Consider the following 21,456-nt stretch of genomic DNA (forward strand, 5'->3'; position numbering starts at 1 on the left):
CCGCCGGAGCCAGCGGTATGGGCCGGGTTGTGATCCGGATCCCTATCTGAACTGCTTCTGATCTTCCTGATAATGGAAATCACCGCTGGCCAGCCTGGCGACCAGCGCCGCCTTGTCGAGATCCTGCGACTTGCAGAGATCATCGAGATCATCGAAGCGATCACGCAGTTGCATGTTGACCAGGCTCAGCAGCATGTTGACGTCCATGGTGGCAAAGTTGTTCAGGTTCATGAGGGTCGCTCGCTATCTAGCAGGTGAAGTTGTTCGATGGCGTCGCTGACGCTTTGCAGGTGCAGACGAATGGATTGACGCGCCTCGGCCGGCAGGTAGTCGGTGAGGGTGTGCTGCCAGCTGCCCGCTTCGGTCTTGAGCTGCTGGAACAGGGTGAGCCCCGCCTGGGTGAAGGAGACCAGACTGACCCGCTTGTCGTGCTCGCTGCTCTCGGTGAACAGGATCCCTTTCTCCACCAGCCGGTGAATTTCGCGGGAGATCCGCACCTTGTCCATTCCGCTCGCCTCGACCAGCTCTTTCTGGCTGATGGGGTAGTTGGGGCCGAGCACCATCATCAGGCGCCATTGGGGCACCGTCAGCTGATAGCGCTGCTGGTAAAACTGCTCAAAGGTGTCGCGCACCATCTCGGCGGCGTGAACCAGCTGATAGGGGGGATAGTGGGCAAGCAGCTCTATGATCTTTGACATATGACATCCTGCTGTGACGGCTGCATCGGGTGCAGTTTCTCTTGATACTTTGGCCTTGATGATACGTAACACAAGGCCGTTTGTCTGAACATGCACCAGAGAAATGTGCGGTTGCGCACGTCATCCGCCGCAACCGGGTCTGTTCGAGGCTGGTTTTGTGGCTGCGGCTCAGCCTTTGCGCAGCCAGATCAAAGCGTTGTGCTTGAGCCAGGCCTCGCGGCTTTGCAGGGTGTAGAGCGCCGCTTCGTCGCGACTGCCCGCCTGCCAGCTGTGGGGCTCCTGTTTGGGCAGCTTGCGCTGGCCCAGCAGGCAGGCCGGCACATGGGCGTTGGCCTTGATGGCGGCGCTCAGCAGCGGCTGCGCGGCCTCGGTGCCCGCGCAGACGAACGTCATCAGCGCCTTGTTATAGAGCAGCCAGCTGGAGGCTTCATCAAAGCGCACCAGCAGGGCCTGCAGCGCCTGCCACTCCCCTTGCAGGGCATAGAGGCTGGAGAGGGGATAGCGGCAACCCAGCTCGTCGGCCACGCACAGCTCGAGCAGCGCCAGATATTCGCTGCGCGCCTGTTCCAGCTGGCCGAGGCGCAGCAGGCAGTCGGCCCGTCCGGCCCGGGCGGCCAGCAGCGGACGCGCTTCGTGGGCACTCCAGCCATGGCCGGCAATCTGCTGCCAGAAGGCGGCGTCGAACAGCGGCTCGGCGTCGGCGATCACCTTGTCGAACCAGCCGAGGCGACTGTGCGGATCGCGACTGGCATCGGCCAGTTCGAACCACTGCTGCCACTGCTCGGCCTGCTCGCTGTCCAGCGCCAGCTCCGTGCTTGGCACGGCCTGATACTCGTCCAGTTGCAGCAGCTGGTTGAGGGCGGTCTTCATGTTCTGGCGCTGACGCTTGCAAAACTCCATGAAGGGGAGGTCGCTGCCGGCGGCCGAGTGGAGCATCTGCGCCATGGGTTTGTCGCGAAACAGGCTCAGCTCGGCGGCCAGGCTGAAACGGTACTGGGTGGTCGGGTCGTTCAGATCCTTGGGCTTGGGCCAGGTGGCAAAGCCCTGGCTGAAGCCGTAGCACCACTGACCGAGCGGGTGACTCTGCTCGAAGACCTGTTCCGGGCTCTCGGTGGAGAGGCGGCACTGGCTCGGCAGGGCGAGCTGGGCCTCATCGGCCTGGGCTTCCAGCTCGGCGATCAGATGGTGCAGCGCGTCGCTGCTCTTCTCATCCAGTTCGGCGTCATGGGGCAACAGACCGGCCAGCGGGGCCTGCCAGTCAGGGGCATCCGGCCCGACCAGGCGGGCGCACAAAAAGCCGTGCAGCGCCGGGTAGGTCATGTCCTGCCCACTGTGGGTCTGGATCCATTGATTGAGATGACGGGTACGAGTGGATGAATTCATCGACAGTTCCTCTGGATTTTGACAGCGGCGAAGTCTACCCAAAAGTGGGGTTATTTGCAGCTAAAGGGCGGCTGACTGGCGATTATATCGCCGTAAAGCGGCCAAAAGGCCCTGAAAATCACCCGCGAACCGGGCAAGGGACTAGGCCCTGTTACCGCTCTTGGGGTAACATGCGCGCCCATACGGACAATGAAAAATTGGCCATCCGGACAATGAAAGAAGAGAACACCATGCTACAGATTGGCAAGATGAACACCCTTACCGTAGTCGAGCTCGAAGAGCGCGGCGCCTGGCTTGCGGCCGACGAATATGGCGAGCTGCTGCTGCCCAAACGCCAACTGCCGGAAGGGGTGGCCGAAGGCAGTGAGGTCAAGGTCTTCCTCTATCTGGATGCCGACTGCGAGCCGGTGATCACCACCGACAAGCCGTTTGCCATGGTGGACGACATCGTCGGCCTCAAGGTGGTCAATGCCAACAAGATTGGCGCCTTCCTCGACTGGGGCATGAAGAAGGATCTGTTCGTGCCGACCCGTGAGCAGAACAAGCCGATGCAGGTGGGCCATGTCTATCTGGTGCGGCTGATGCTCGATCACGAGGGGCGCATGGTAGGCACCAGCCGCCTCGAGCGCTTCCTGCGCACCGACAAGCCCCCCTTCAAGGCGGGTGACGAAGTGACAGCCCTGCCCGGCGAGCGCACGCCGCTCGGCATCAAGGCGATCGTCAACGGCGAATACGCCGGCATGCTGTTCAAGAACGAGGTATTCGGCCGGGTGACCACGGGCCGGCCACTGACCGCCTGGGTCAAGCAGGTGCGTGACGACGGCAAGCTGGACCTGACCCTGCAAAAGCCGGGCATGGCGCGAATGGACGATGCCGGCGAGCTGATCCTGGCCCGTCTCAAGAAACAGGGCGGCAGCCTGGCGGTGGGTGACAAGAGCGAACCCGAGCTCATCTACAAGCTGCTCGGCATGAGCAAGGGCACCTTCAAGAAGGCCATCGGCGGCCTCTACAAGCAGGGCAAGATTGTGCTCGAGGACAACTGCATCACGCTCGTGGCTGCCGATAACGCGCCGGATGGCGAATAAGTGCCGAGCCCCTGCATTGGCCATTGCCAGGCAAAGGACGGCCTCTGCCTCGGCTGTGGCCGTACCCTGACCGAGATAGGTCGCTGGTCCGCCATGGACAGTGATGCCCAGCTGGCGGTGATGGCGCAGCTGGATGGTTCAACCAGCACCCACCGCTGCCCTGGCTGTGGTGAGCCGGCATTTTGCGCCGTGTCAGCCGGCGCGACCATCGCCGAGTGCTGGTGCAGCCAGTTGCCGGCCCTGCCCATGGGGGAGGCCAGCGCCTGCTGGTGCCGCCGTTGTCTGGTCAAGGCCATTGCGGCCTGCCCCTGAGGGGCTCAGTAGAAAAGAGAAAGGCGCCGAGGGCGCCTTTTTCATGCCTGTTGCTGGCGGTGCCAGCGTACATGGACATCGTGCTCATTGAGATGGCGGGGCAGCAGGAAGGTGGCAAAAATCACCTCAAACTCCTCCTGATGATCCAGCAAGCCGACCCACACCTCGACCCAGCGCTCCATGTCGACCGGCACACCGAGTTCGGCTGACCAGTCGGCGTTGGGCAGGGTCGCCTCGACGGCACCACGCTGTTCGAACTCCAGGGTGATGTCGACGATTTGTTCGGGGGCCAGCATGTCTGCGGCCTGCTCAAGAAACTGATCATAGGCCCATTCGACCAGTTGATCCGGGGTACGCTGTTCCATGAAATCACTCCAGATACATCGAGGTTCGCTACTGTAGCAATTATTGGCGGTGGCGGCCAGACCAGTGGCCATGGTGCACCGGGTCTGGGCAAGGGCGCCGGCAAAGGGGTATGGTTGAAGGGGGCGAGGGCAAGGGAGAGGTGCCATGAAACGACGGACAAGGCGACAGCAGATCAAACGGCGGCGAGAGGCCTGGTGGTGGCACTATCTGCCGCTGCATCGGGGCACCATCGGCGGCCATCTGGGCCCGCCGGCAGACGATCCGACCGCCAGCAGTTGAGCCTTGGCAGCCGGCTCGTCAATCGGCCTGATGCACCTTGTTGAGGGTTACCTGCCCCAGCTGGCCCATCTGACGGCGGATCCAGGCCGAGCGCTGCTGGACGTAGGGTGAAGGAGGCTTGACCCGGTAGCGCCAGGGATTGGGCAGGGCGGCGGCCAGCAGGGAGGCCTCGTAGCGGGTCAGGCGGGCGGCCGGTTTGCCGAAGTAGTGTCTGGCCGCGGCCTCGGCGCCGTAGATGCCGGGCCCGAACTCCACGATATTCAGGTACATCTCGAGAATGCGGGACTTGTCCCAGCCCAGCTCCATCAGCAGGGTGAACCAGGCCTCGATCCCCTTGCGCAGGAAGCTGCGATCGCTCCACATGAAGAGATTCTTGGCTGTCTGCTGGCTGAGGGTGCTGGCGCCGCGTACCCGCTCGCTGTGCTGATTGTGCTTGAGGGCCGAACTGATGGCATCCATGTCGAAGCCGTTGTGCTCGGCAAAGCGTTGATCTTCGGCGGCGATCACCGCCAGTTGCAGCTCGCGGGAGATCTGCTCGAGCGGCACCCAGTCGTGCTTCACCTCGGCTACCTTGGCCGGTGGAAACAGCGCCCGCTCGAGGCGCCAGGTCCACATGGGCGGATCGATGAAGCGCAGCAAGGCCACCGAGACGATGGTGCTGAGCAGCGCCGCCAGCAGCAGTTTGCCGAGCCCGCTCAGCAGGCGTCTGGCGAGGGCGGGACGCACGGGGTCGGGCTCCCAGACGTAGTGGCTGGGATCATCGGGATCCGGAATTATTGGGGCAGCCATTCGATGTGGCAGAACTTCTCGTCAACACGGCGGGAGAGCAGCATGCGGGCGAACAGGTGCTCGTACTCTTCCTGTTCGTTGCCAAGCCCGATCCAGACTTCGGCATACTCGGCGTCGCTGACTTCGAACCCTACATCCGCTTCCCAGTCATCGGCCGGATCGGTTTCCGCCAGCAGGCCGCGATCATTGAACTCCTGATTGAAGCGGGCAATCTCCTGCTCCGGCAGGTTGTCGGAGGCCAGCTCCATGAAGAGTTCCAGAGCGGTGTCGAGCAGTTCCTCGACGCTGTGCATTTCGTCGTTCAAAGACATAAGCGGTCTGTTCCAGCTGAAAATAAAAGAAAAACCCCGTCGGCAAGGCCGGGCGGTGGCGCGCGGTATTCTAGCTGGCCCCTGCTTGCTTGGCGAGTACGGCTGGCGGCGCCGTGGCAATAAAAAACCGGATCCTGGCACAGGATCCGGTCTTCATTGGGGGAAGGGGTCACGCATAGGGCGTCAGCTCATCCCTTCTTGTCATCGGCGAAAGTGATGTTGAGCTCCAACACGGACAACTCATCACTCTTCTTGTCCAGCTGGACCGTGATCTTGTCAGGGTCGATCTGCACATATTTACGGATCACGTCGAGAATATCCTGCTTGAGCTGGGGCAGGTAATCCGGCCCCCCTCTGGATGAACGCTCGTGAGCCACGATGATCTGCAACCGCTCTTTGGCCAGTTGTGCGGTGCTCTGTTTCTTGTTGGAACGAAAATAATCCAATAATGACATGCTTAACTCCCGAACAGTCGGCTAAAGAAGCCCTTCTTTTCTTCTTCCAGAAAACGAAAATCCTTGGTGTCGCCCAGCAGACGGGCAACGGCATCCTCATAGGCCTGACCGGCATCGGACTCCTTGTCCAGGATGACGGGTTCCCCCGAGTTGGAGGCACGCAGCACCGCCTGGGACTCCGGGATCACCCCGAGCAGTTTGATGGCCAGGATCTCCTGCACGTCCTGCACGCTCAGCATGTCGCCACGGTTGACGCGAGTCGGGCAGTAGCGGGTGAGCAGCAAGTGTTCCTTGATCGGGTCTTCGCCACGTTCGGCACGGCGGGACTTGGAGGCCAGGATGCCGAGGATTCGGTCCGAGTCGCGCACGGACGAGACTTCCGGGTTGGTGGTGACGATGGCCTCGTCGGCGAAGTAGAGCGCCATCAGGGCTCCCGCTTCGATCCCCGCCGGAGAATCGCAGACGATGTAGTCGAACTTCATCTCGGTCAGCTGATCCAGGATCTTCTCGACCCCTTCACGGGTGAGGGCGTCCTTGTCCCGGGTCTGGGAGGCGGGCAGGATGAACAGGTTTTCGCAGCGCTTGTCCTTGATGAGGGCCTGGTTGAGGTTGGCCTCGCCATTGATGACGTTGACGAAGTCATACACCACGCGCCGTTCGCAGCCCATGATGAGGTCCAGATTTCTCAGACCAATGTCAAAATCGATGACCACGGTCTTGTGGCCACGCTGAGCTAAACCGGTACTCAGGGCCGCGCTGGTTGTGGTCTTGCCAACGCCACCTTTACCCGATGTAACGACTATGATTCGCGCCATTCTCGCTTCCTTGTAACTCTATTTGATACGGTCTATACGGAGTTGTTCGTTATCCAGCCGGACATGAACCGGCTGCTGGATGAGGCCGGCCGGCAATGCATCGCTCAGCTGGAATGTGCCTGCGATGGAGAGCAGCTCGGCCTGCAATTGCTGGCAATAGATCCGTGCCTGGGGGTTGCCCTTGGCACCGGCAATGGCCCTGCCGCGCAGAGTGCCATAAATATGAATACTGTCGTCGGCGATCACTTCGGCGCCCGGACTGACCGAACCCAGCACCACCAGCGAGGTGCCGGCGGCATAGAGCTGCTGGCCGGATCGCACCGGGCCCACATGCACCTTGCTCGCGACAAGCGGAGCCGGCACGGCTTTCACCTCAACGATGGGTGCCGGGGTCGGCTCTGGCTGGGGTTGCGGCTCGGCCTTGCGGCTCTTGCCGGAGGCCATCACCGCCAGTCCGGCCGCCTTGGCGGCCGTCTTCATCGCCTCGCTCTGGGCCCCCGTGATCCCGACCAGCACGAAGTCTTCCGATTCCACCAGCTCCTTGAGCTGCTCGAAGTCGGGGATATCGGTGAGCCGTTCCACATTGATGACGAGGGGGGCACAATTAAAAAACTGGGGCGCCTGAGCCACTTTGGCCGCCAGCAACTGGCGGATCCGCTCAGGTTTGCCATCGCTGATATGCAACACAGAAATAGTGAAGGTGGTCCCTTTCAATTCGTTATCGCGCTCAACCATGAATCTTCCCCGAGACAGAGACGGTAATCCGTTATTGTTATTCAATTCCCGATGTTATAGTTTGCCATCCTCAGAGGCAATAAACCGGTTGGATTATATCAATTTCCATGTTGTGTGCAGTCTATAAAAGTCGCAAAAAAGCCGAGACCTATCTTTTTGTTGAAAGAAGAGAGGATTTTTCCCGCGTACCCGAGGTGCTGATGAGTGCATTTGGCCGTCCCGAACTGGTATTGATGACCAAACTGGACCCAGCCAAGCCCTTGGGGATCGCCTCCACCAGCCGGGTGATGGGGGCGCTGCAGAGCCAGGGCTTCTATCTACAGGTGCCACCGCCACCGGAAAACCTGCTGGAACAACACAAGGCCCAATTAAAGGCCGAACGGGAATGAAGGGTCGGCTGGCTCTGTTATTGATAAGCGGGATCGTCAGTTACCCGCTGCAGGCCAGCCCCGATTTTGAACATTATGTGACGGGCCTCAAACAAGAGGCCCTGGCCGCCGGGATCTCGCCGGCGACGGTCACTGCCGCCTTCGCCGATATTCACCTGATCGAGGTCGCCATCCGGCACGATAAAAATCAGCCGGAATTTAAACAGACCCTCGCCACTTATATTCCTCGCGCCGTGCCGCAATGGAAAGTCAATCAAGCCAAACGGCTATATCGTCAGTATTTGCCGCTGCTCACAAAAATAGGGGCGGAATATGATGTGCAACCGCGTTTTATTGTCGCCCTGTGGGGCATTGAAACCAATTTCGGCAAATTGACCGGCAAATATCCGCTGGTGTCGTCGCTGGCGACCCTGGCCTGGGAGGGGCGCCGTGAAGCCTTCTTCAAGGGGCAGTTGTTTGACGCCCTGCGCATTCTGGAGCAGCAGAAAATGGCGCCAGCCGATCTCAAGGGATCCTGGGCCGGCGCCATGGGGCAGGTGCAGTTCATGCCCTCGTCCTATCTCAAATATGCGGTCGATCAGGACGGGGACGGCAAGCAGGATCTGTGGGGCAATCTGGCGGATGTGTTTGGTTCGGCAGCCAATTATCTGCATCAGAACGGCTGGCACGGGGATGAAACCTGGGGTCGTCTGGTGAGGGTGCCGGCAGGGCTGGATCCTGCGCTGGTCGGGCTGGAGGAGACCCGGGCGCTGTCGGCATGGCAGGCCCTCGGAGTGCGCAAAGCGGATGGGTCAGACTTGCCGCAGGCGTCGCTGCAAGCCTCGCTGGTGCAGCCCGATGGGGAGGGCGGGGCTGCCTATCTCGCCTATCCCAATTATCGGGTGCTGCGCGACTGGAATCGCTCCCACTATTTCGTGGTGGCGGTGGGCACCCTGGCCGATCGTATCGTGGAATAATCGATAATGGCGCCGCCGGATTTGCCACCGGGGGCAAGCGGTCGGGGTGGGAATAGCGATCGGAATAGTGCTGCCGGATTTGTCCTCAGGGACAAGCCGTCAGCGTGGGAATAACGATCGGATGCGGCGGACTTGCCGGGTGAGGCGGGGCGGAATATCCAAACGACAGGCAATAAAAACGGCGGGAATGCCCGCCGTTTTTATTGTTGCCACGCCGACTTATTCGCAGGCGACTTGCATCACCTTGATGGCCAGGCCACCGCGGGAGGTTTCACGGTACTTGGAGTCCATGTCCTTGCCGGTGATGTACATGGTCTCGATCACCTTGTCCAGCGAGACACGCGGCTTGGAGGTGCGACGCAGCGCCATGCGGGAGGCGTTGACCGCCTTCATGGCAGCGATGGCGTTGCGCTCGATGCAGGGCACCTGCACCTGACCGGCGACCGGGTCACAGGTCAGACCCAGGTTGTGTTCCATGCCGATCTCGGCGGCTTCACAGACGTGCTCCGGGCTGCCGCCCATCAACTCGGTCAGACCGGCGGCGGCCATGGAGCAGGAGACGCCCACTTCACCCTGACAGCCCACTTCGGCGCCGGAGATGGAAGCGTTCATCTTGTAGAGCATGCCGACGGCAGCCGCAGCCAGATAGAAGCGGGTGTAGTCGTCGCGGCCAACCGGCTGGATGAACTTGTCGTAGTAGGCCAGCACGGCCGGGATGATGCCGGCGGCACCGTTGGTCGGAGCGGTCACCACACGGCCACCGGCCGCGTTCTCTTCACTTACCGCCAGGGCGAACATGTTGACCCAGTCAACAATGTTCATCGGATCGTTGGAGAGGTTCTCGTTAGTGGTCAGCTGACGATAGAGCGGCGCGGCGCGGCGCGGTACGCGCAGCGGGCCGGCGAGAACGCCTTCAGTGCGGCAGCCGCGCTCGATCCCTTCACGCATGGTGGTCCAGATCTTGCCAAGCTTCTTGTAGATCTCTTCCGGGGTATTGAAGCACTTCTCGTTCTCCATCATCAGGGCGGAGATGGAAAGGCCGGTCTGGCTGCAGTGGGCGATAAGCTCGGCAGCGCTCTTGAACGGGTAGCTGACGGACATGTCGCCGCTGTCGGCCTTGCCGAAGTTCTCTTCGTCAACGATGAAGCCACCGCCGATGGAGTAGTAGGTCTTGCTGTAGACGGCAGCATCTTCGATGAAGGCGGTCAGCTTCATGCCGTTTTCATGCAGCGGCAGGGCTTCGTCATGGAACACCATGGCGTCGCGCGGGAAGCTGACAGTGTGGCAGTGCAGGCCGATGGGCAGACGACCGGTCTGCTCGACGCGGGAGATGAACTCGGGGATGCCGTCGATGTCGACATTTTCCGGCAGGTTGCCCGCCAGACCCATGATGATAGCGGTATCGGTGTGGTGACCTTTGCCGGTCCAGGAGAGTGAGCCGTAGACATCGACCTGGATCCGGGTGATGTCACGGATCTTGCCGCCTGCACGCAGTTCATCCACGAACTGTTTGGCTGCTTTCATCGGGCCGACAGTGTGGGAAGAGGAGGGGCCAACACCGATTTTGAAGATATCAAAAACGCTGATCATGTAACAATTACCTCAGGATAGAAGGGGGCGCCATGCCCACTCGCAGAAACGGGGTGATCCATGGGACGAGGGCGTCGTCGCCGAGGTCAATGAACCAGATAACCACAGTGTAACGGCTCAAAGCCCAAAAAAAGTTGAAATAGATCTATTTTTGTTGAATCAGAGCGGGCGAGTATAAAATTTATTTTGATGCTTATCCATTTTGTTAAGCGTTTGCCCATAAAAATACCCGACAATGCCGGGTATTTAGGAACCAAATGGGGCAAGTTACCGATTTTTAACACTCGGTAATGTTAACCGCCAGGCCACCGCGGGCGGTTTCCTTGTATTTGGTCTTCATGTCGTTGCCGGTTTCCCACATGGTCTTGATCACCTTGTCCAGCGACACCTTGTGCTCGCCGGTACCGCGCAGGGCCAGGCGCGCGGCGTTGATGGCCTTGACCGCCCCCATGGCGTTACGCTCGATGCAGGGCACCTGCACCTGGCCACCCACTGGATCGCAGGTGAGGCCCAGGTTGTGCTCCATGCCTATTTCGGCGGCGTTTTCGACAATCGCCGGGCTGCCGCCCAGGATCTCGGTCAGCGCCCCCGCCGCCATGGAGCAGGCAACGCCCACCTCACCCTGGCAGCCCACCTCGGCGCCGGAGAGCGATGCGTTCTTCTTGTAGAGGATGCCGATGGCGGCGGCGGCGAGGAAGTAGCTCAGCAGCAGTTCGTCATCCACCTTGCGCACGAAGCGATCGTAGTAGTGCAGCACGGCGGGGATGATGCCAGCGGCGCCGTTGGTGGGGGCGGTCACCACCCGGCCGCCGGCGGCGTTCTCCTCGTTGACGGCCAGCGCGAACAGATCCACCCACTCCATCACCATCAGCGGATCCTTGTTGAAATTGGTCTCGCAGCTGAGCTGGCGATAGAGCGCCGGGGCCCGCCGTTTCACCTTGAGGCCGCCGGGCAGCACCCCCTCGCTGCGACAGCCACGCTCGACGCAGCCCTGCATGGCCTGCCAGATCTTGCGAAGGCCCGCCTTGATCTCGGCTTCGGTGCGAAACACCTTCTCGTTGGCCAGCATCACGCCGGAGATGGAGAGGCCGCTCTCTTGGCAGTGGGCCAGCAACTGGGCGCCGCTCTCGAACGGATAGGGGATGGGGTGGGCCGCATCGAAGCGGGCGGCTTCCTCCTTGGCGTTGGCGAAGTGGCTCTCCTCGATGATGAAACCGCCACCGATGGAGTAGTAGGTCTGGCTAAACAGCAGCTGTTCCCCGGCGAAGGCGCGCAGGGTCATGCCGTTGGAGTGGGCGGGCAGGGTCTTGCGCCGGTTGAAGATGATGGCGCCGCTGCGGGCAAACTGGCTCGGCTGTTCACCCGCCAGCAGCAGCGACTGGCTGCGCTCCACCTCGGTCAAAAAGGCGGGGATGGCTTCGATGTCCACCGACTCGGGTTCGAAACCGGCCAGTCCCAGGATGATGGCCTTGCCGGTGCCATGGCCCTTGCCGGTCTGGCCGAGGGAGCCGTAGCACTCCACTTCTACCCGTTCGGTGCTGGGCAGCACCCCCTGCTGCTTGAGCGCGTTGGCAAAGGCGTAGGAGGCGCGCATCGGCCCCACGGTATGAGAAGAAGAGGGACCGATCCCGATGGAAAACAGGTCGAAGACACTGATCATGACACCACTCCGATTATGGGTTTCGTCTAAATATTGTAAATTTTTTGTAGTCGATGGAAAGCGGGAAAACCGAGGGGTGTGATGGCGGCACGCAAATGAAAGCAAGGATGGGTTGCAAAGAAGAGGGCGGCTTGCGCCAAAAAAGAAGGAGCGGCCCGGGGGCTGCTCCTTTGTGCGTGTTCAGGCAAGGGTTGCCGGCGGCTTAATCGAGAAACTCGCACAGATAGGCGGTGGGAGTTTTCACTTCCAGCTTGAAGGAGGAGTGGCCGGCCACGTCGAAGGATTGACCCTGCTCATAGGTGTGCCATTCGTCTTCGTCGGCCAGCTGGATGGTGAGCGCACCTTTGACCACCGTCATCCGCTCGGGGGCGGCGGTATTGAACTGGTAGTGACCGGCTTCCATCACACCCACGGTGGCTTTGTCGCCTTTTTGCTCGAAACCGATGGATTTTACATTTCCATCAAAATACTCGTTAACTTTCAGCATGTTTTCATCCCTGTATGCACGTTTGCCCAGCCAAAGTAGCACAATCTTTTGCCAGTTGTCATGAATAAAGCGGGAAAAATCGCCGTGAGCCTTTTGAATCTTTACTTTGTTGCAAACTTATCAATAACTCCCGTTAACGATTTGACGATTTAAAACAGCGAATAAATATGAGATAAAGCGCGCGCTCAGGGGAATGGACAGCTGTTCATCCCCTGTTTGGTTGATTGCACTGGGAAAGTGCGAATATTTGCTACTTAAAGGAACATTCTGTGTTAACAAAAGGACTCATTAAGAACGTTGGCTTCCAGGTCGTGGTCGCCATGGTGCTGGGGGCACTGGTGGGGGCGTTCATGGGTGAACAAGCCACCGTGTTTGCACCGCTCGGTACTCTCTTCATCCAGCTGATCAAGATGCTGGTGATCCCGCTGGTGGCGGTCGCCATTCTGTCGGGGGCGGCCAACCTCGGCGCCAGCCCGGCTGCTGGCAAGATTGGCGTTACCACGCTGGCCTTCTTCCTCGGTACCTCGGCGCTGGCGGTACTGCTGGCCCTGGTGATGGGGCAGATCTTCAAGCCCGGTGTCGGGGTCGAGTTCGGCTCCATGGCCTCCATGTTCTCCGGTGACTATGCCGACAAGGGCGCGCTGCCCGATGCGGTCGCCACCCTGCTCGGGATGATCCCGACCAACGTCTTCCAGTCGCTCAACGAAGCCAACATCCTGCAGATCCTGGTGTTCTGCATGTTCCTCGGCATCGCCCTGGCCAAGCAACCCCGCGAGCGGGCCAAGCCGCTGGTGGACGGCCTCAATACCCTGGTGGATGCCTTCGTCTGGATGATCAACAAGGTGATGCTGATCGCGCCGCTCGGCGTGTTCGGCCTGATGGCCGATGCCATCGGCACCTACGGTTTCGACGTGCTGACCCTGGTGCTCAAGCTGTTCGTGGTCTATCTGGCCGCCATCCTGATCTTCGCCTTCGTGGTCTATCCGCTGCTGATCGTGCTGTTCTCCAACACGCCGGTACGCAAGTACCTGTCTGCCATGAAGAAGCCGCAGATCGTCGCCTTCTCCACCGCCTCTTCCATGGCGACCCTGCCGGTCAACATGGAGACCTGCGAGGAGGAGCTGAAGGTGACCAATGCCACGGCCTCCTTCGTGCTGCCGCTGGGCGCCACCATCAACATGAGCGGCAACGCCATCTATTACGGCCTGGTCGCCATCTTCTTTGCCCAGGTCTACCAGATCGACCTCTCCATGGGTGCCTGGGCCGCCATCATAGTGACCGCCACCCTGGGGGCCATCGGCCAGGCCGGTGTGCCGGGCCCGAGCTTCCTGGTGGTCGCCGTGCTGCTGGCAGCCGGGATCCCCATCGAGGGGCTGCCGCTGCTGTTCGCGCTGGATCGTTTGTTCGACATGATCCGGACCGCCCTCAACATCACCGGCGATGCGGCCTGCGCCGTCATCGTTGACCGCTACAGTCCGGATTACGATCCGGACCGCTGGAACAAATAATCCAGCTGCAATGAACAAGGGGCCTGCGGGCCCCTTTCTTTATGCTTGTTGTTGTGACCGTCAGCCGAGCTGAGCGAGTGCCTGCTGGCAGCGCTGCTCGGCGGCGTCCAGCTCCAGCAGCACCATCTTGATGTCTTCCAGCTGCTGCTGCAGGGTCTCCCGTTTGTCGGCCACCAGCCCCAGCATGGTTTGCAGCTGGGTACGGCTGCTCTTGTCCGCATCGTAGAGATCGAACAGATCGCGGATGTCCGCCAGGCTGAAGCCCAGCCGCTTGCCGCGCAGGGTCAGCTTGAGTCGCACTCGGTCCTGCCGACTGTAGATCCGGGTCTGTCCCTGGCGGGCAGGATTCAAAAGTCCCTGATCTTCATAAAAACGAATACTTCGGGTCGTAACATCAAATTCACGGGCCAGTTCGCTGATGCTGTAGGTCCGCGTGTCATCCTTGGTTCGGTTCATGGCGCTATCTTGACTGTCAATCCTGGCTGGCACCTTACCCAAACGTCAACTGCCCCGCAAGTCTTGTTCCCGCAGCGGCGGCAGCATATGTTATTTCAATGTAACAAGGAGAGTGCAATTGATGGATATCGTGATTGTTGCGGCCAAACGTACCCCCATGGGGGCCTTCCAGGGAGCCCTGGCCAACCTGACGGCACCTGAACTGGGGGCCTGTGCCATTGCCGCGGCCATGGCAGAAGCGGGGCTCAGGGGAGAGCAGATCGATGAAGCCTATCTGGGCAACGTGCTGAGTGCCGGGGTCGGCCAGGCACCCGCCCGCCAGGCGGTGCTGAAGGCGGGTCTGCCGGACAGCATCCCCTGCACCACGGTCAACAAGGTGTGCGGTTCCGGCATGAAGGCGGTGATGCTGGCGGCCGATGGCTTGCGGCTCGGCGATACCAAGGTGGTGATCGCCGGCGGGATGGAGAGCATGAGCCGCGCCCCATATCTTCTGGACAAGGCGCGCAGTGGTTTTCGGATGGGGCACCAGAGCGTGCTCGATCACATGTTCCTCGACGGACTGCAGGATGCCTACGAAGGCCAGCTGATGGGGCATTATGCCCAGCTGAGCGCCGATCGCGCCGGACTGACCCGTGCCGACATGGATGCCTTTGCCATCGCATCGCTGGAGCGGGCGCTGGCGGCCCAGCGCAGCGGTGCCTTTGCGGCGGAGCTGGCGCCGGTGATGGCCGGAGATACCCTGCTGCTGGCCGAGGATGAGCAGCCTGCCAAGGCCAGGCCCGAGAAGATCCCCCAGCTCAAGCCTGCCTTCAGCAAGACGGGCACCATCACGGCGGCCAATGCCAGCTCCATCTCGGACGGGGCGGCGGCGCTGATCCTGATGCGCTCCGACACTGCCGTGCAGCTGGGACTGCCGGTGCTGGCGCGACTGGTGGGTTATCAGAGCCACGCGGCCCTGCCCGCCGAGTTTACCAGCGCACCGGTAGGGGCCATCAAGGGCCTGCTGGCCAAGGTGGGTTGGCGGGTGGAGGAGGTGGATCTGTTCGAGGTCAACGAGGCGTTTGCCATGGTCAGCCTGCTGGCGATGGCCGGTTGCCAGCTGCCCCATGACAAGGTCAACGTGAACGGCGGCGCCTGCGCGCTGGGTCATCCGCTGGGGGCGAGCGGTGCCAGGATCCTGGTGACCCTGATCCATGCCCTGCGCGAACGCGGTCTCACACGCGGGGTGGCCAGTCTGTGTATCGGGGGCGGGGAGGCGACGGCGGTCGCCATCGAGCTGGGTTAATCTGTCTCCGCCATCGCCTGGAGTTGCTGGTTGACCCAGGCGGTGGCGGTCAGATAGAGCTGGCTGACCTTCTCTTCATTGAGCCCGAGCCGGGCCGTTCTGGCCGTGATCCGCTGCCAGTTCGCACTCTCGTAATCCTCGCAAAACGACAGATAGAACCCCAGGTTGCCCTTGCGTTCCAGCAGGGCGACCCGGATCTCCTCGATCAGCGGAATGGTGCCGAGCAGCTTGTCCATGGGCTGTTCCATCAACACATCGAGCAGGGAGAAGAGGCCGGTGATGAAGGCCTGCTGGGCTTCCTGGGTCGGCGCATGGGTGTGGGCCAGCAGCTCGCAGAAGCGGGCCCGGATCATCGACATCTGATAGAGCTCGGCACTCTTGCCGTGGCCGGCGCTGGTGGCGGCGACCAGGGTCACGAAACGTTTGAGCTGGGTGTGGCCGAGATAGACGGCGGCCTGGCGAAAGGAGGAGATGGGGTTGGCGTGGCTCTTGAGGTGGTTGACGTAACGCAGCAGCTTGAGGGACAGGGAGATGTCCTGACTCAGCAGTTGCTCGATGCGGTTGAGGTCGGGCTCGGGCTGGTTGACCACGTTGAGCAGTTGCATCACCACCACCTGGGCCGGCTCCATGGTCGCCTGCTTGACCATCTCGGGTCGACTGAAGAAGAAACCCTGGAACAGGTCGATGCCAAGTCGCTTGACCCGTTCAAACTCCGCCTTGTCCTCCACCTTCTCCGCCAGATAGGTGAGCTTGAGCTGCTGATGCTGCTGGATGAACACCTTGATCTGCAGCAGCGACGTGGCGCGCAGATCGAACTTGATGATGTGGATGTAGGGGAGGAAGCGCTCCCAGTCCGGCGACAGGGTGAAGTCGTCGAGGGCGAGCTGATAGCCCAGCCCGTGCAGCTGTTTGACCTTGGCCAGCAGCGCATCGTCGGGATCGGCATCTTCCAGGATCTCGATCACCACCTTCTCCGGCGGCAGGCACTCGGCCAGCCCTTCCAGCAGCAGCGAATGAGGGAAGTTGATGAAGCAGGGGCGACCGCCGAGCAGCTGATCGATGTTCTGTTGCAGGAACTGTTCGACCACCAGTCTGGCGGTGGCTTGCTGGGAGGAGATGGGGGGGAACACGTTATCCAGACTGTCGCGAAACAGCAGCTCATAGGCGTGGGTGTTCAACTCCCGATCCAGGATGGGCTGCCTTGCTACGTATGAATACATGCATCTCTCCAGCGTGTGTACTGGATTGATTTTATTGTGAAGCCGCGCACTATGCCAGCGCTTGGAGGCCAGAAACGGTCAATAACTGGCATAGTGCTTGAGTGGGCGGGCAGGGGATGCCCGCCCGCTTCAGAACAGGTAATTGAGCTGCAGACCGGCCAGCCAGGCATCCCCTTCCGAGGTGCCCTGGAAGGTGGAGGTGGTCTGCGGGATGCCAGGTTTGAGCTGCATGGTCTCGCTCACGTCCACCTTCTTGCCGTCGATCAGCGTCACCCCCAGATCCAGCGAGAGGTGGCGATCGATCTGATAACCCACCCCGGCGCTGTACCAGACCCGATCCGAGTCGGGGATGGAGATGGTGCGGCGATCCGCCGGGACCGGGCTGCGGTCATAGGCAAGGCCGGAGCGCAGCTGCCATTGCGGTGCCAGCTGGTAGGTCAGGCCCAGCGCGTAGCGCCAGCTGTCTTCCCAGTGCTCGTCCTTGATGTGCATGACACCGTGGTGGTCGAGCTCGGATTCCAGCTGCACGAACTTGCTCCAGTTGGTCCAGTTGATGCTCGAATGCAGCGCCAGTGCCGGCGTGAGCTGATGGAACAGGGCCAGCTCGGCGGTGGCGGGCAGCGGCAGATCCAGGCTGCCGGTATCGGTGAAGGGCTGCCCGTTCTGGTCGATGCCGATGGCGTCGCCAGAGAGCTTCAGGGTGACGTCGTGGCGGTAGGAGAGGCCGATGCGGGTCGCCTCCGACAGTTCCAGCAGGGTGCCCAGGTTCCAGCCCATGGCCCAGCCATCCCCTTTCAGGTGCTTGGCGATCTGGTTGTTGGACGGGAAGGTGCCACCCACTTCCCCTTCGCCCTGAATGGCGGAGAGGCCGGCGCCGACGGACCAGACGCGGTTGATGCGGTAGGCCAGCGACGCCCCCAGATCCACGGTCTTGATGTCGGAGACATTGCCGAAGTGGCCGGCATTGTAGTTGTCCGGCATCTTGACGCCGAGCCCGTAATAGGAGGTGGCAGCCAGCCCCAGGCGCCACTGGTCGTTGAGCGGCACTATGAGGTAGGCGTTGGGCACCCAGGCATCATCGGCGATGTCGTGGGCCGCCGCATCCAGGCTGACCGGCCCCTTGGGGGTCGGCACCCGGGTGGTGCCCTCGATGTTGACGTCGGGGTGCACATAGATGAAGCCACCGGAGAAGGCCATGGTATCGAAACGGGTCATGGCGGCGGCGTTGCGGGAGAGCACGCTGGCATTGTCGGCGATGGCGGCTTCGCCGGCGAAGGCGCGGCCCATGCCGGTGGCGGATTGCTCGGCCAGCTGAAAACCTGCCGCCTGGGCCTGGCTCGACAGCACCAGCAGGGCGATGAGAGACGGCTTCATGATGGAGTGCATTGCATTGTCCTTGAAAATGAACTTGGAGTTCGAACGTTCTTATGGTTGGAGGCAGGATTTTATATGGTATGACCAGTAAGGCAACGGGCGTGGGGGCGAGGGGATGAAAACGGGATTAAATGCTGGGGGATGTGCTGCTAATAGCTTGATAAAAAAAGAAAAGCGTACAGTTGTTTACTACAGATGTACGCTGAAACATGAATTTGGAATAAAAAAAGAGCGCCCGCAGGCGCTCTGGTCAATTCGCTGATTATCAGAACTTCATGTTGAACTGAGCGGAAGCGAGGAAGGCGTTGCCGTGGGAGGTGCCTTTCCAGCGCAGGGCTTCGTTGCTTTCGACCAGCTTCTCGTTGACGTCCACTTTCTTGCCGTCCAGATAGGCCATGCCGAAGTCGACGCTCATGTCCTTGTCGATGTGGTAGGTGGCGCCAGCGCTATACCATACGCGGTCGGAATCCGGGATGCTCAGGCTGCGGTATTCCGGCTCGATCGGGGTGTTGTCGTAGGCAAAGCCGATACGGGCTTCCCAGGACGGGTTGACGTACCAGGTACCGCCCAGAGAGTAACGGGTGGAGTCCTTGAACTTCTCCGGCTTGTAGAGGCAGACGCCGGCACCGTCGGTGCTGTTGCACTGACCGCTGGTGGCTTTGAGCTCCTGGAAGGCGCTCCAGTCGGTCCAGTTGACGGAGTAGTGCACGGCAAACTGCTGGTTCAGACGGTGGTAACCGGCGAACTCGGCCTGGGCCGGCAGATCCAGCGGCAGTTCGCCACCGACGGTCTTGAAGCCGGAAGAGGTGCCCTGATAGTCACCCTTGAACTTCAGGTCTACCTGGGAGCGATAGGTCAGCGCGAAGCGGTTGTTCTCGTTCACTTCATACATGGTGCCCACGTTCCAGCCGTAACCCCAGTCGTCCCCCTTCAGGTGGCTGACGATGGTGTCCTTGCCGATACCCGGTACGCTGCTCAGCGGCGGCACGGCGGCCAGTACACCGGCGCGGCGGTTCAGTTCAGCCTTGGCATAGACCAGGTTCAGACCGGCGCCGACGCTGAAGTGCTGGTTGACGCGGTAGGCGATGTTCGGGTTGATGTTGAAGGTGAGCAGTTCGGTGTTGCCGGCAATGGAGCCACCGTTGAAGTTCTCGGTATACTCGGTCGACAGACCGTAGTTGGAGAACAGGCCGATACCCCAGGCCCACTGGTCGTTCAGCGGCTGGATGAAGTAGGTGGCAGGCACGAAGGCGCTCGGCGCAATGCCGCTTTCGCTGGCACCGGCCATCTTGGCGGAGCCTGCATAGATGTCACCATTTACATCCACATCCGGCTTGATATAGGTACCGGAGACAGAGAACGCCATCTTGTCAAACTGGGTCATGGCTGCCGGGTTGCGGGACAACACGGAGGCGTTGTCCGCCACGGCGGCTTCCCCTGCATACGCACGACCCAGGCCGGAGGCTGAGTGTTCGTTCAATTGGAACGCGGCGGCGAAGGTTTGGGTACTGGCCAGGGTGACGGCGGCAGCGATCAGGCTCTTTTTGAAAAAGGCAGTTGTCATAGTGTTCTCTCTTGTAGGCAGATTTTCCGTCGGCATCAGGGCTATTTTGCCTCTGTATGTGACAAGATCTGTTGTTATTTCAGCTTCTTCCCATTCAATTCTGGCGTGATTCTATGGATCTGGTAGGAGGTAAGAAATCAGACCAGTGACAGCAGAATACATAAAAGTTTCCAGAGTGTTAATCATTTGTTTGAATTCGCCGGTTAAATAGTCTCTTTTACCATTAATTGGATAAAAAACACCCACATACAGCGATCTGCATCACAAAAATATTTTTGGGTATTTGCGGGGAATGAGCAGCGAATAGGGGAGAATCGTGACGGGAAAGGAGATAAACGGGCAGCCAACCTGATTGGTCTGCCCGTTGGCTTGACCCGCTACGAGGCGAGTCAAGATTGGGTTAATGCCTGTTAAATCGACCAGTGCAGTCGGGATTCCAGCTGCTCTGCCACCGGCGCCAGCGGCTCTTCCATCCCACCGATCAGCACCATGTTGGCCCCCTTGAGTTGCAGGATCTCGCCCTTGAGCTGGCCATCTTCAAAGGTGGGCTGCAGGGTGAGTGGCACATGCTTGGGCACCAGGAACAGGGTGACCGGGCCCATCTTGCCCTGCAATACCATGTGCAGCGCCGGCCCCTGATAGAAGGAGCAGTGGTTGACATAGGTGATCTTCAGCCCCTGCATGCCCATCAAGGTCGCGCCATATTTCTCCATCTTGGCGTTGATGGTGCGCAGGCTCACCTGCTCGTCCACATCCTTGATGAAGGGCTCCTCGCCATAGATGTGGGCCATGGCGACCTGGGCCAGCGAGAGCTCGTCGGGAGCGGCTAGCGGCCAGTTCAGCCAGCGGGTGCTCATGCCGAGCAGGAAAGCGATCGAGGCAGCCATCGCCAGCGCACGCCAGTTGCTGCGCGGGCGCACCGGCAGGGGAACCACCTGCGGCTGATCGGCTTCCAGCGCCTGTCTGAGCAGGATACGCTCGGCCAGACCGGCCGGCACCTCGACCTCCATGGCTCGCTGCAGACTGCGATCGAGCTGCTTCATCTCGTCCAGATGCTTGCGGTTGGCGGGGGATCGCTGGGCCTGCGCGAGAAACGCGGGATCCTGCTCCTGTGGATGGGCTATGGCCCGACGGCGAAATTCCAGCTCATCCATTGGTGTGTCCTCTCTGTTGGGTCGTTGACTCCATGGCCTCTTTTATCTGGTTGCGGGCCCGAAACAGGCGAGTCATGACGGTGTTCTTGTTGAGCCCCAGCTGCGCCGCTATCTCGTCGCCGCTAAAGCCCCCCAGCACCTGCAGCAGCAGGGGTTCCTGATATTCGGCCGGCAGGCGGGCGATGTGGCGTCTGAGCCACTCGTTCTCCATCTCCTGCTCGCTGTGCAGTGCCTCCTGATCGCTCTGGGGATGCTCGTCGAGATCGACGAGGTCAAACTGCTTGCGCTCGAAGCGGCGTGCATTTTCCCGCCGCAGTATGGTGATGAGCCAGGCCTTGGCGGCCTTGTCGTCGAGCAGGGAGTCTATGCTCTTCCAGGCGCGCAGAAAGGTCTCCTGCACCAGGTCTTCCGCCACTTGCGGGTCCCGGCACAGCCAGTAGGCGTAGCGGTAGATGTCCCCGTGCAGGGCATGTACCAAGGCTTCGTATTTGGTTTGTTTGTCTGCCATGCCTCCATAGACCGGGGAGGTCGTGGGATCCTTTCCGACCGTGGCACCTTTTTTTCTGAAAAAACCTAAAGCCATCG

The 21,456-nt window shown here is 60.7% G+C and carries 25 protein-coding genes; 7 read left to right on the forward strand and 18 right to left on the reverse strand.

Annotated elements, in window-relative coordinates; genetic code table 11:
* Positions 1-42: 42 nt before the first annotated feature.
* From ACPW75_RS07850 to ACPW75_RS07860, 3 genes are all read right to left on the reverse strand, one after another.
* A complete protein-coding gene (locus tag ACPW75_RS07850; RefSeq protein ID WP_042065161.1) occupies positions 43-231 on the reverse strand; it encodes a DUF4250 domain-containing protein in 189 nt (62 codons plus the stop codon).
* Positions 228-698 carry a MarR family winged helix-turn-helix transcriptional regulator gene (locus tag ACPW75_RS07855; RefSeq protein WP_016350842.1) on the reverse strand — a complete coding sequence of 157 codons (471 nt, stop codon included), beginning with the start codon at positions 696-698 and terminating at the stop codon, positions 228-230. The genes ACPW75_RS07850 and ACPW75_RS07855 overlap by 4 nt, the downstream gene beginning before the upstream one ends.
* A gap of 168 nt (positions 699-866) precedes the next feature.
* Positions 867-2,081 (reverse strand): UPF0149 family protein, encoded by a 1,215-nt coding sequence (locus tag ACPW75_RS07860; protein ID WP_077095501.1) that lies wholly within the window; start codon positions 2,079-2,081, stop codon positions 867-869.
* Between the two features lie 212 nt (positions 2,082-2,293).
* Here ACPW75_RS07860 and ACPW75_RS07865 point away from each other — a divergent pair, with 212 nt between their 5' ends.
* Both ACPW75_RS07865 and ACPW75_RS07870 read left to right on the forward strand, forming a co-directional pair.
* On the forward strand, positions 2,294-3,166 hold the full coding sequence (locus ACPW75_RS07865; RefSeq protein ID WP_039214397.1) for a CvfB family protein: 873 nt from the start codon (positions 2,294-2,296) through the stop codon (positions 3,164-3,166).
* Complete coding sequence (locus ACPW75_RS07870; protein ID WP_077095499.1) at positions 3,167-3,478, forward strand: DUF1289 domain-containing protein; 312 nt, start codon at positions 3,167-3,169, stop codon at positions 3,476-3,478.
* Between the two features lie 41 nt (positions 3,479-3,519).
* Here ACPW75_RS07870 and ACPW75_RS07875 read toward each other — a convergent pair whose 3' ends face one another.
* On the reverse strand, positions 3,520-3,843 hold the full coding sequence (locus tag ACPW75_RS07875; RefSeq protein WP_016350838.1) for an HI1450 family dsDNA-mimic protein: 324 nt from the start codon (positions 3,841-3,843) through the stop codon (positions 3,520-3,522).
* Between the two features lie 145 nt (positions 3,844-3,988).
* Between ACPW75_RS07875 and ACPW75_RS07880 the strand changes: the two genes are divergently transcribed.
* The gene (locus tag ACPW75_RS07880; RefSeq protein ID WP_256821928.1) at positions 3,989-4,123 is read left to right on the forward strand and encodes a hypothetical protein; all 135 of its coding nucleotides are present in this window, start codon (positions 3,989-3,991) and stop codon (positions 4,121-4,123) included.
* A gap of 18 nt (positions 4,124-4,141) precedes the next feature.
* On the opposite strand, the gene mtgA is transcribed toward ACPW75_RS07880, so the two are convergent.
* The 5 genes from mtgA to minC all read right to left on the reverse strand — a co-directional run bounded on the left by mtgA (position 4,142) and on the right by minC (position 7,228).
* Complete coding sequence (gene mtgA, locus ACPW75_RS07885) at positions 4,142-4,849, reverse strand: monofunctional biosynthetic peptidoglycan transglycosylase (RefSeq protein WP_029300775.1); 708 nt, start codon at positions 4,847-4,849, stop codon at positions 4,142-4,144.
* Between the two features lie 47 nt (positions 4,850-4,896).
* Positions 4,897-5,223 (reverse strand): HI1450 family dsDNA-mimic protein, encoded by a 327-nt coding sequence (locus tag ACPW75_RS07890; protein ID WP_043162467.1) that lies wholly within the window; start codon positions 5,221-5,223, stop codon positions 4,897-4,899.
* Positions 5,224-5,411: 188 nt separating this feature from the next.
* Positions 5,412-5,678, reverse strand: coding sequence for a cell division topological specificity factor MinE (gene minE, locus ACPW75_RS07895; RefSeq protein WP_011705991.1), 267 nt, complete (start codon positions 5,676-5,678; stop codon positions 5,412-5,414).
* A gap of 2 nt (positions 5,679-5,680) precedes the next feature.
* On the reverse strand, positions 5,681-6,493 hold the full coding sequence (gene minD, locus ACPW75_RS07900; protein WP_011705992.1) for a septum site-determining protein MinD: 813 nt from the start codon (positions 6,491-6,493) through the stop codon (positions 5,681-5,683).
* Between the two features lie 18 nt (positions 6,494-6,511).
* Complete coding sequence (minC, locus tag ACPW75_RS07905; protein ID WP_041216358.1) at positions 6,512-7,228, reverse strand: septum site-determining protein MinC; 717 nt, start codon at positions 7,226-7,228, stop codon at positions 6,512-6,514.
* 107 nt (positions 7,229-7,335) lie between these two features.
* Between minC and ACPW75_RS07910 the strand changes: the two genes are divergently transcribed.
* Entirely contained in the window at positions 7,336-7,617 is a 282-nt protein-coding gene (locus ACPW75_RS07910) for a YcgL domain-containing protein (protein WP_077095497.1), read from the forward strand.
* The gene (locus ACPW75_RS07915; protein WP_077095496.1) at positions 7,614-8,573 is read left to right on the forward strand and encodes a lytic murein transglycosylase; all 960 of its coding nucleotides are present in this window, start codon (positions 7,614-7,616) and stop codon (positions 8,571-8,573) included. Before ACPW75_RS07910 ends, ACPW75_RS07915 begins: the two co-directional genes overlap by 4 nt.
* Before the next feature lie 219 nt (positions 8,574-8,792).
* Here ACPW75_RS07915 and ACPW75_RS07920 read toward each other — a convergent pair whose 3' ends face one another.
* The 3 genes from ACPW75_RS07920 to ACPW75_RS07930 form a co-directional block, all read right to left on the reverse strand.
* Positions 8,793-10,163 (reverse strand): L-serine ammonia-lyase, encoded by a 1,371-nt coding sequence (locus ACPW75_RS07920; protein WP_011705996.1) that lies wholly within the window; start codon positions 10,161-10,163, stop codon positions 8,793-8,795.
* Between the two features lie 277 nt (positions 10,164-10,440).
* Positions 10,441-11,823 carry an L-serine ammonia-lyase gene (locus ACPW75_RS07925; protein WP_077095495.1) on the reverse strand — a complete coding sequence of 461 codons (1,383 nt, stop codon included), beginning with the start codon at positions 11,821-11,823 and terminating at the stop codon, positions 10,441-10,443.
* Between the two features lie 202 nt (positions 11,824-12,025).
* Positions 12,026-12,310: a pyrimidine/purine nucleoside phosphorylase gene (locus tag ACPW75_RS07930; RefSeq protein ID WP_010633884.1), complete on the reverse strand. Its 285-nt coding sequence runs from the start codon at positions 12,308-12,310 to the stop codon at positions 12,026-12,028.
* A 269-nt stretch (positions 12,311-12,579) separates the two neighbouring features.
* On the opposite strand from ACPW75_RS07930, the gene ACPW75_RS07935 reads away from it, so the two are divergent.
* Complete coding sequence (locus ACPW75_RS07935; protein ID WP_011705999.1) at positions 12,580-13,818, forward strand: dicarboxylate/amino acid:cation symporter; 1,239 nt, start codon at positions 12,580-12,582, stop codon at positions 13,816-13,818.
* A gap of 60 nt (positions 13,819-13,878) precedes the next feature.
* Here the strand turns inward: ACPW75_RS07935 and ACPW75_RS07940 are convergent, their stop codons facing one another.
* A complete protein-coding gene (locus ACPW75_RS07940; RefSeq protein WP_016350830.1) occupies positions 13,879-14,274 on the reverse strand; it encodes a MerR family transcriptional regulator in 396 nt (131 codons plus the stop codon).
* A 121-nt stretch (positions 14,275-14,395) separates the two neighbouring features.
* Here ACPW75_RS07940 and ACPW75_RS07945 point away from each other — a divergent pair, with 121 nt between their 5' ends.
* Positions 14,396-15,559 carry a thiolase family protein gene (locus ACPW75_RS07945; protein ID WP_077095494.1) on the forward strand — a complete coding sequence of 388 codons (1,164 nt, stop codon included), beginning with the start codon at positions 14,396-14,398 and terminating at the stop codon, positions 15,557-15,559.
* Here the strand turns inward: ACPW75_RS07945 and ACPW75_RS07950 are convergent.
* The 5 genes from ACPW75_RS07950 to ACPW75_RS07970 all read right to left on the reverse strand — a co-directional run bounded on the left by ACPW75_RS07950 (position 15,556) and on the right by ACPW75_RS07970 (position 21,454).
* A complete protein-coding gene (locus ACPW75_RS07950; protein ID WP_024945326.1) occupies positions 15,556-16,779 on the reverse strand; it encodes an EAL and HDOD domain-containing protein in 1,224 nt (407 codons plus the stop codon). The two genes, ACPW75_RS07945 and ACPW75_RS07950, sit on opposite strands and share 4 nt — an antisense overlap.
* 129 nt (positions 16,780-16,908) lie before the next feature.
* Entirely contained in the window at positions 16,909-18,165 is a 1,257-nt protein-coding gene (locus ACPW75_RS07955) for an OmpP1/FadL family transporter (RefSeq protein ID WP_077095493.1), read from the reverse strand.
* Between the two features lie 253 nt (positions 18,166-18,418).
* Positions 18,419-19,717, reverse strand: coding sequence for an outer membrane protein transport protein (locus ACPW75_RS07960; RefSeq protein ID WP_024945328.1), 1,299 nt, complete (start codon positions 19,715-19,717; stop codon positions 18,419-18,421).
* A gap of 410 nt (positions 19,718-20,127) precedes the next feature.
* Positions 20,128-20,871: a DUF3379 domain-containing protein gene (locus tag ACPW75_RS07965; RefSeq protein WP_077095492.1), complete on the reverse strand. Its 744-nt coding sequence runs from the start codon at positions 20,869-20,871 to the stop codon at positions 20,128-20,130.
* Complete coding sequence (locus ACPW75_RS07970; RefSeq protein WP_017408325.1) at positions 20,864-21,454, reverse strand: sigma-70 family RNA polymerase sigma factor; 591 nt, start codon at positions 21,452-21,454, stop codon at positions 20,864-20,866. The genes ACPW75_RS07965 and ACPW75_RS07970 overlap by 8 nt, the downstream gene beginning before the upstream one ends.
* Positions 21,455-21,456: the final 2 nt, after the last annotated feature.

Origin of the sequence: Aeromonas sp. FL131 (genome assembly GCF_049860615.1) — a bacterium.
In the GTDB taxonomy this organism is placed as follows: Bacteria; Pseudomonadota; Gammaproteobacteria; order Enterobacterales; family Aeromonadaceae; genus Aeromonas; species Aeromonas hydrophila.

Excerpts from the sequence above, each read along its gene's own strand:
- ACPW75_RS07850 (WP_042065161.1), bottom strand. The coding sequence starts at position 231 with ATGAACCTGAACAACTTTGCCACCATGGACGTCAACATGCTGCTGAGC.
- ACPW75_RS07855 (WP_016350842.1), bottom strand. The coding sequence starts at position 698 with ATGTCAAAGATCATAGAGCTGCTTGCCCACTATCCCCCCTATCAGCTG.
- ACPW75_RS07860 (WP_077095501.1), bottom strand. The coding sequence starts at position 2,081 with ATGAATTCATCCACTCGTACCCGTCATCTCAATCAATGGATCCAGACC.
- ACPW75_RS07865 (WP_039214397.1), top strand. The coding sequence starts at position 2,294 with ATGAAAGAAGAGAACACCATGCTACAGATTGGCAAGATGAACACCCTT.
- ACPW75_RS07875 (WP_016350838.1), bottom strand. The coding sequence starts at position 3,843 with ATGGAACAGCGTACCCCGGATCAACTGGTCGAATGGGCCTATGATCAG.
- ACPW75_RS07880 (WP_256821928.1), top strand. The coding sequence starts at position 3,989 with ATGAAACGACGGACAAGGCGACAGCAGATCAAACGGCGGCGAGAGGCC.
- ACPW75_RS07890 (WP_043162467.1), bottom strand. The coding sequence starts at position 5,223 with ATGTCTTTGAACGACGAAATGCACAGCGTCGAGGAACTGCTCGACACC.
- minE (WP_011705991.1), bottom strand. The coding sequence starts at position 5,678 with ATGTCATTATTGGATTATTTTCGTTCCAACAAGAAACAGAGCACCGCA.
- minD (WP_011705992.1), bottom strand. The coding sequence starts at position 6,493 with ATGGCGCGAATCATAGTCGTTACATCGGGTAAAGGTGGCGTTGGCAAG.
- minC (WP_041216358.1), bottom strand. The coding sequence starts at position 7,228 with ATGGTTGAGCGCGATAACGAATTGAAAGGGACCACCTTCACTATTTCT.
- ACPW75_RS07910 (WP_077095497.1), top strand. The coding sequence starts at position 7,336 with ATGTTGTGTGCAGTCTATAAAAGTCGCAAAAAAGCCGAGACCTATCTT.
- ACPW75_RS07915 (WP_077095496.1), top strand. The coding sequence starts at position 7,614 with ATGAAGGGTCGGCTGGCTCTGTTATTGATAAGCGGGATCGTCAGTTAC.
- ACPW75_RS07920 (WP_011705996.1), bottom strand. The coding sequence starts at position 10,163 with ATGATCAGCGTTTTTGATATCTTCAAAATCGGTGTTGGCCCCTCCTCT.
- ACPW75_RS07925 (WP_077095495.1), bottom strand. The coding sequence starts at position 11,823 with ATGATCAGTGTCTTCGACCTGTTTTCCATCGGGATCGGTCCCTCTTCT.
- ACPW75_RS07930 (WP_010633884.1), bottom strand. The coding sequence starts at position 12,310 with ATGCTGAAAGTTAACGAGTATTTTGATGGAAATGTAAAATCCATCGGT.
- ACPW75_RS07940 (WP_016350830.1), bottom strand. The coding sequence starts at position 14,274 with ATGAACCGAACCAAGGATGACACGCGGACCTACAGCATCAGCGAACTG.
- ACPW75_RS07945 (WP_077095494.1), top strand. The coding sequence starts at position 14,396 with ATGGATATCGTGATTGTTGCGGCCAAACGTACCCCCATGGGGGCCTTC.
- ACPW75_RS07950 (WP_024945326.1), bottom strand. The coding sequence starts at position 16,779 with ATGTATTCATACGTAGCAAGGCAGCCCATCCTGGATCGGGAGTTGAAC.
- ACPW75_RS07955 (WP_077095493.1), bottom strand. The coding sequence starts at position 18,165 with ATGCACTCCATCATGAAGCCGTCTCTCATCGCCCTGCTGGTGCTGTCG.
- ACPW75_RS07960 (WP_024945328.1), bottom strand. The coding sequence starts at position 19,717 with ATGACAACTGCCTTTTTCAAAAAGAGCCTGATCGCTGCCGCCGTCACC.
- ACPW75_RS07965 (WP_077095492.1), bottom strand. The coding sequence starts at position 20,871 with ATGGATGAGCTGGAATTTCGCCGTCGGGCCATAGCCCATCCACAGGAG.
- ACPW75_RS07970 (WP_017408325.1), bottom strand. The coding sequence starts at position 21,454 with ATGGCTTTAGGTTTTTTCAGAAAAAAAGGTGCCACGGTCGGAAAGGAT.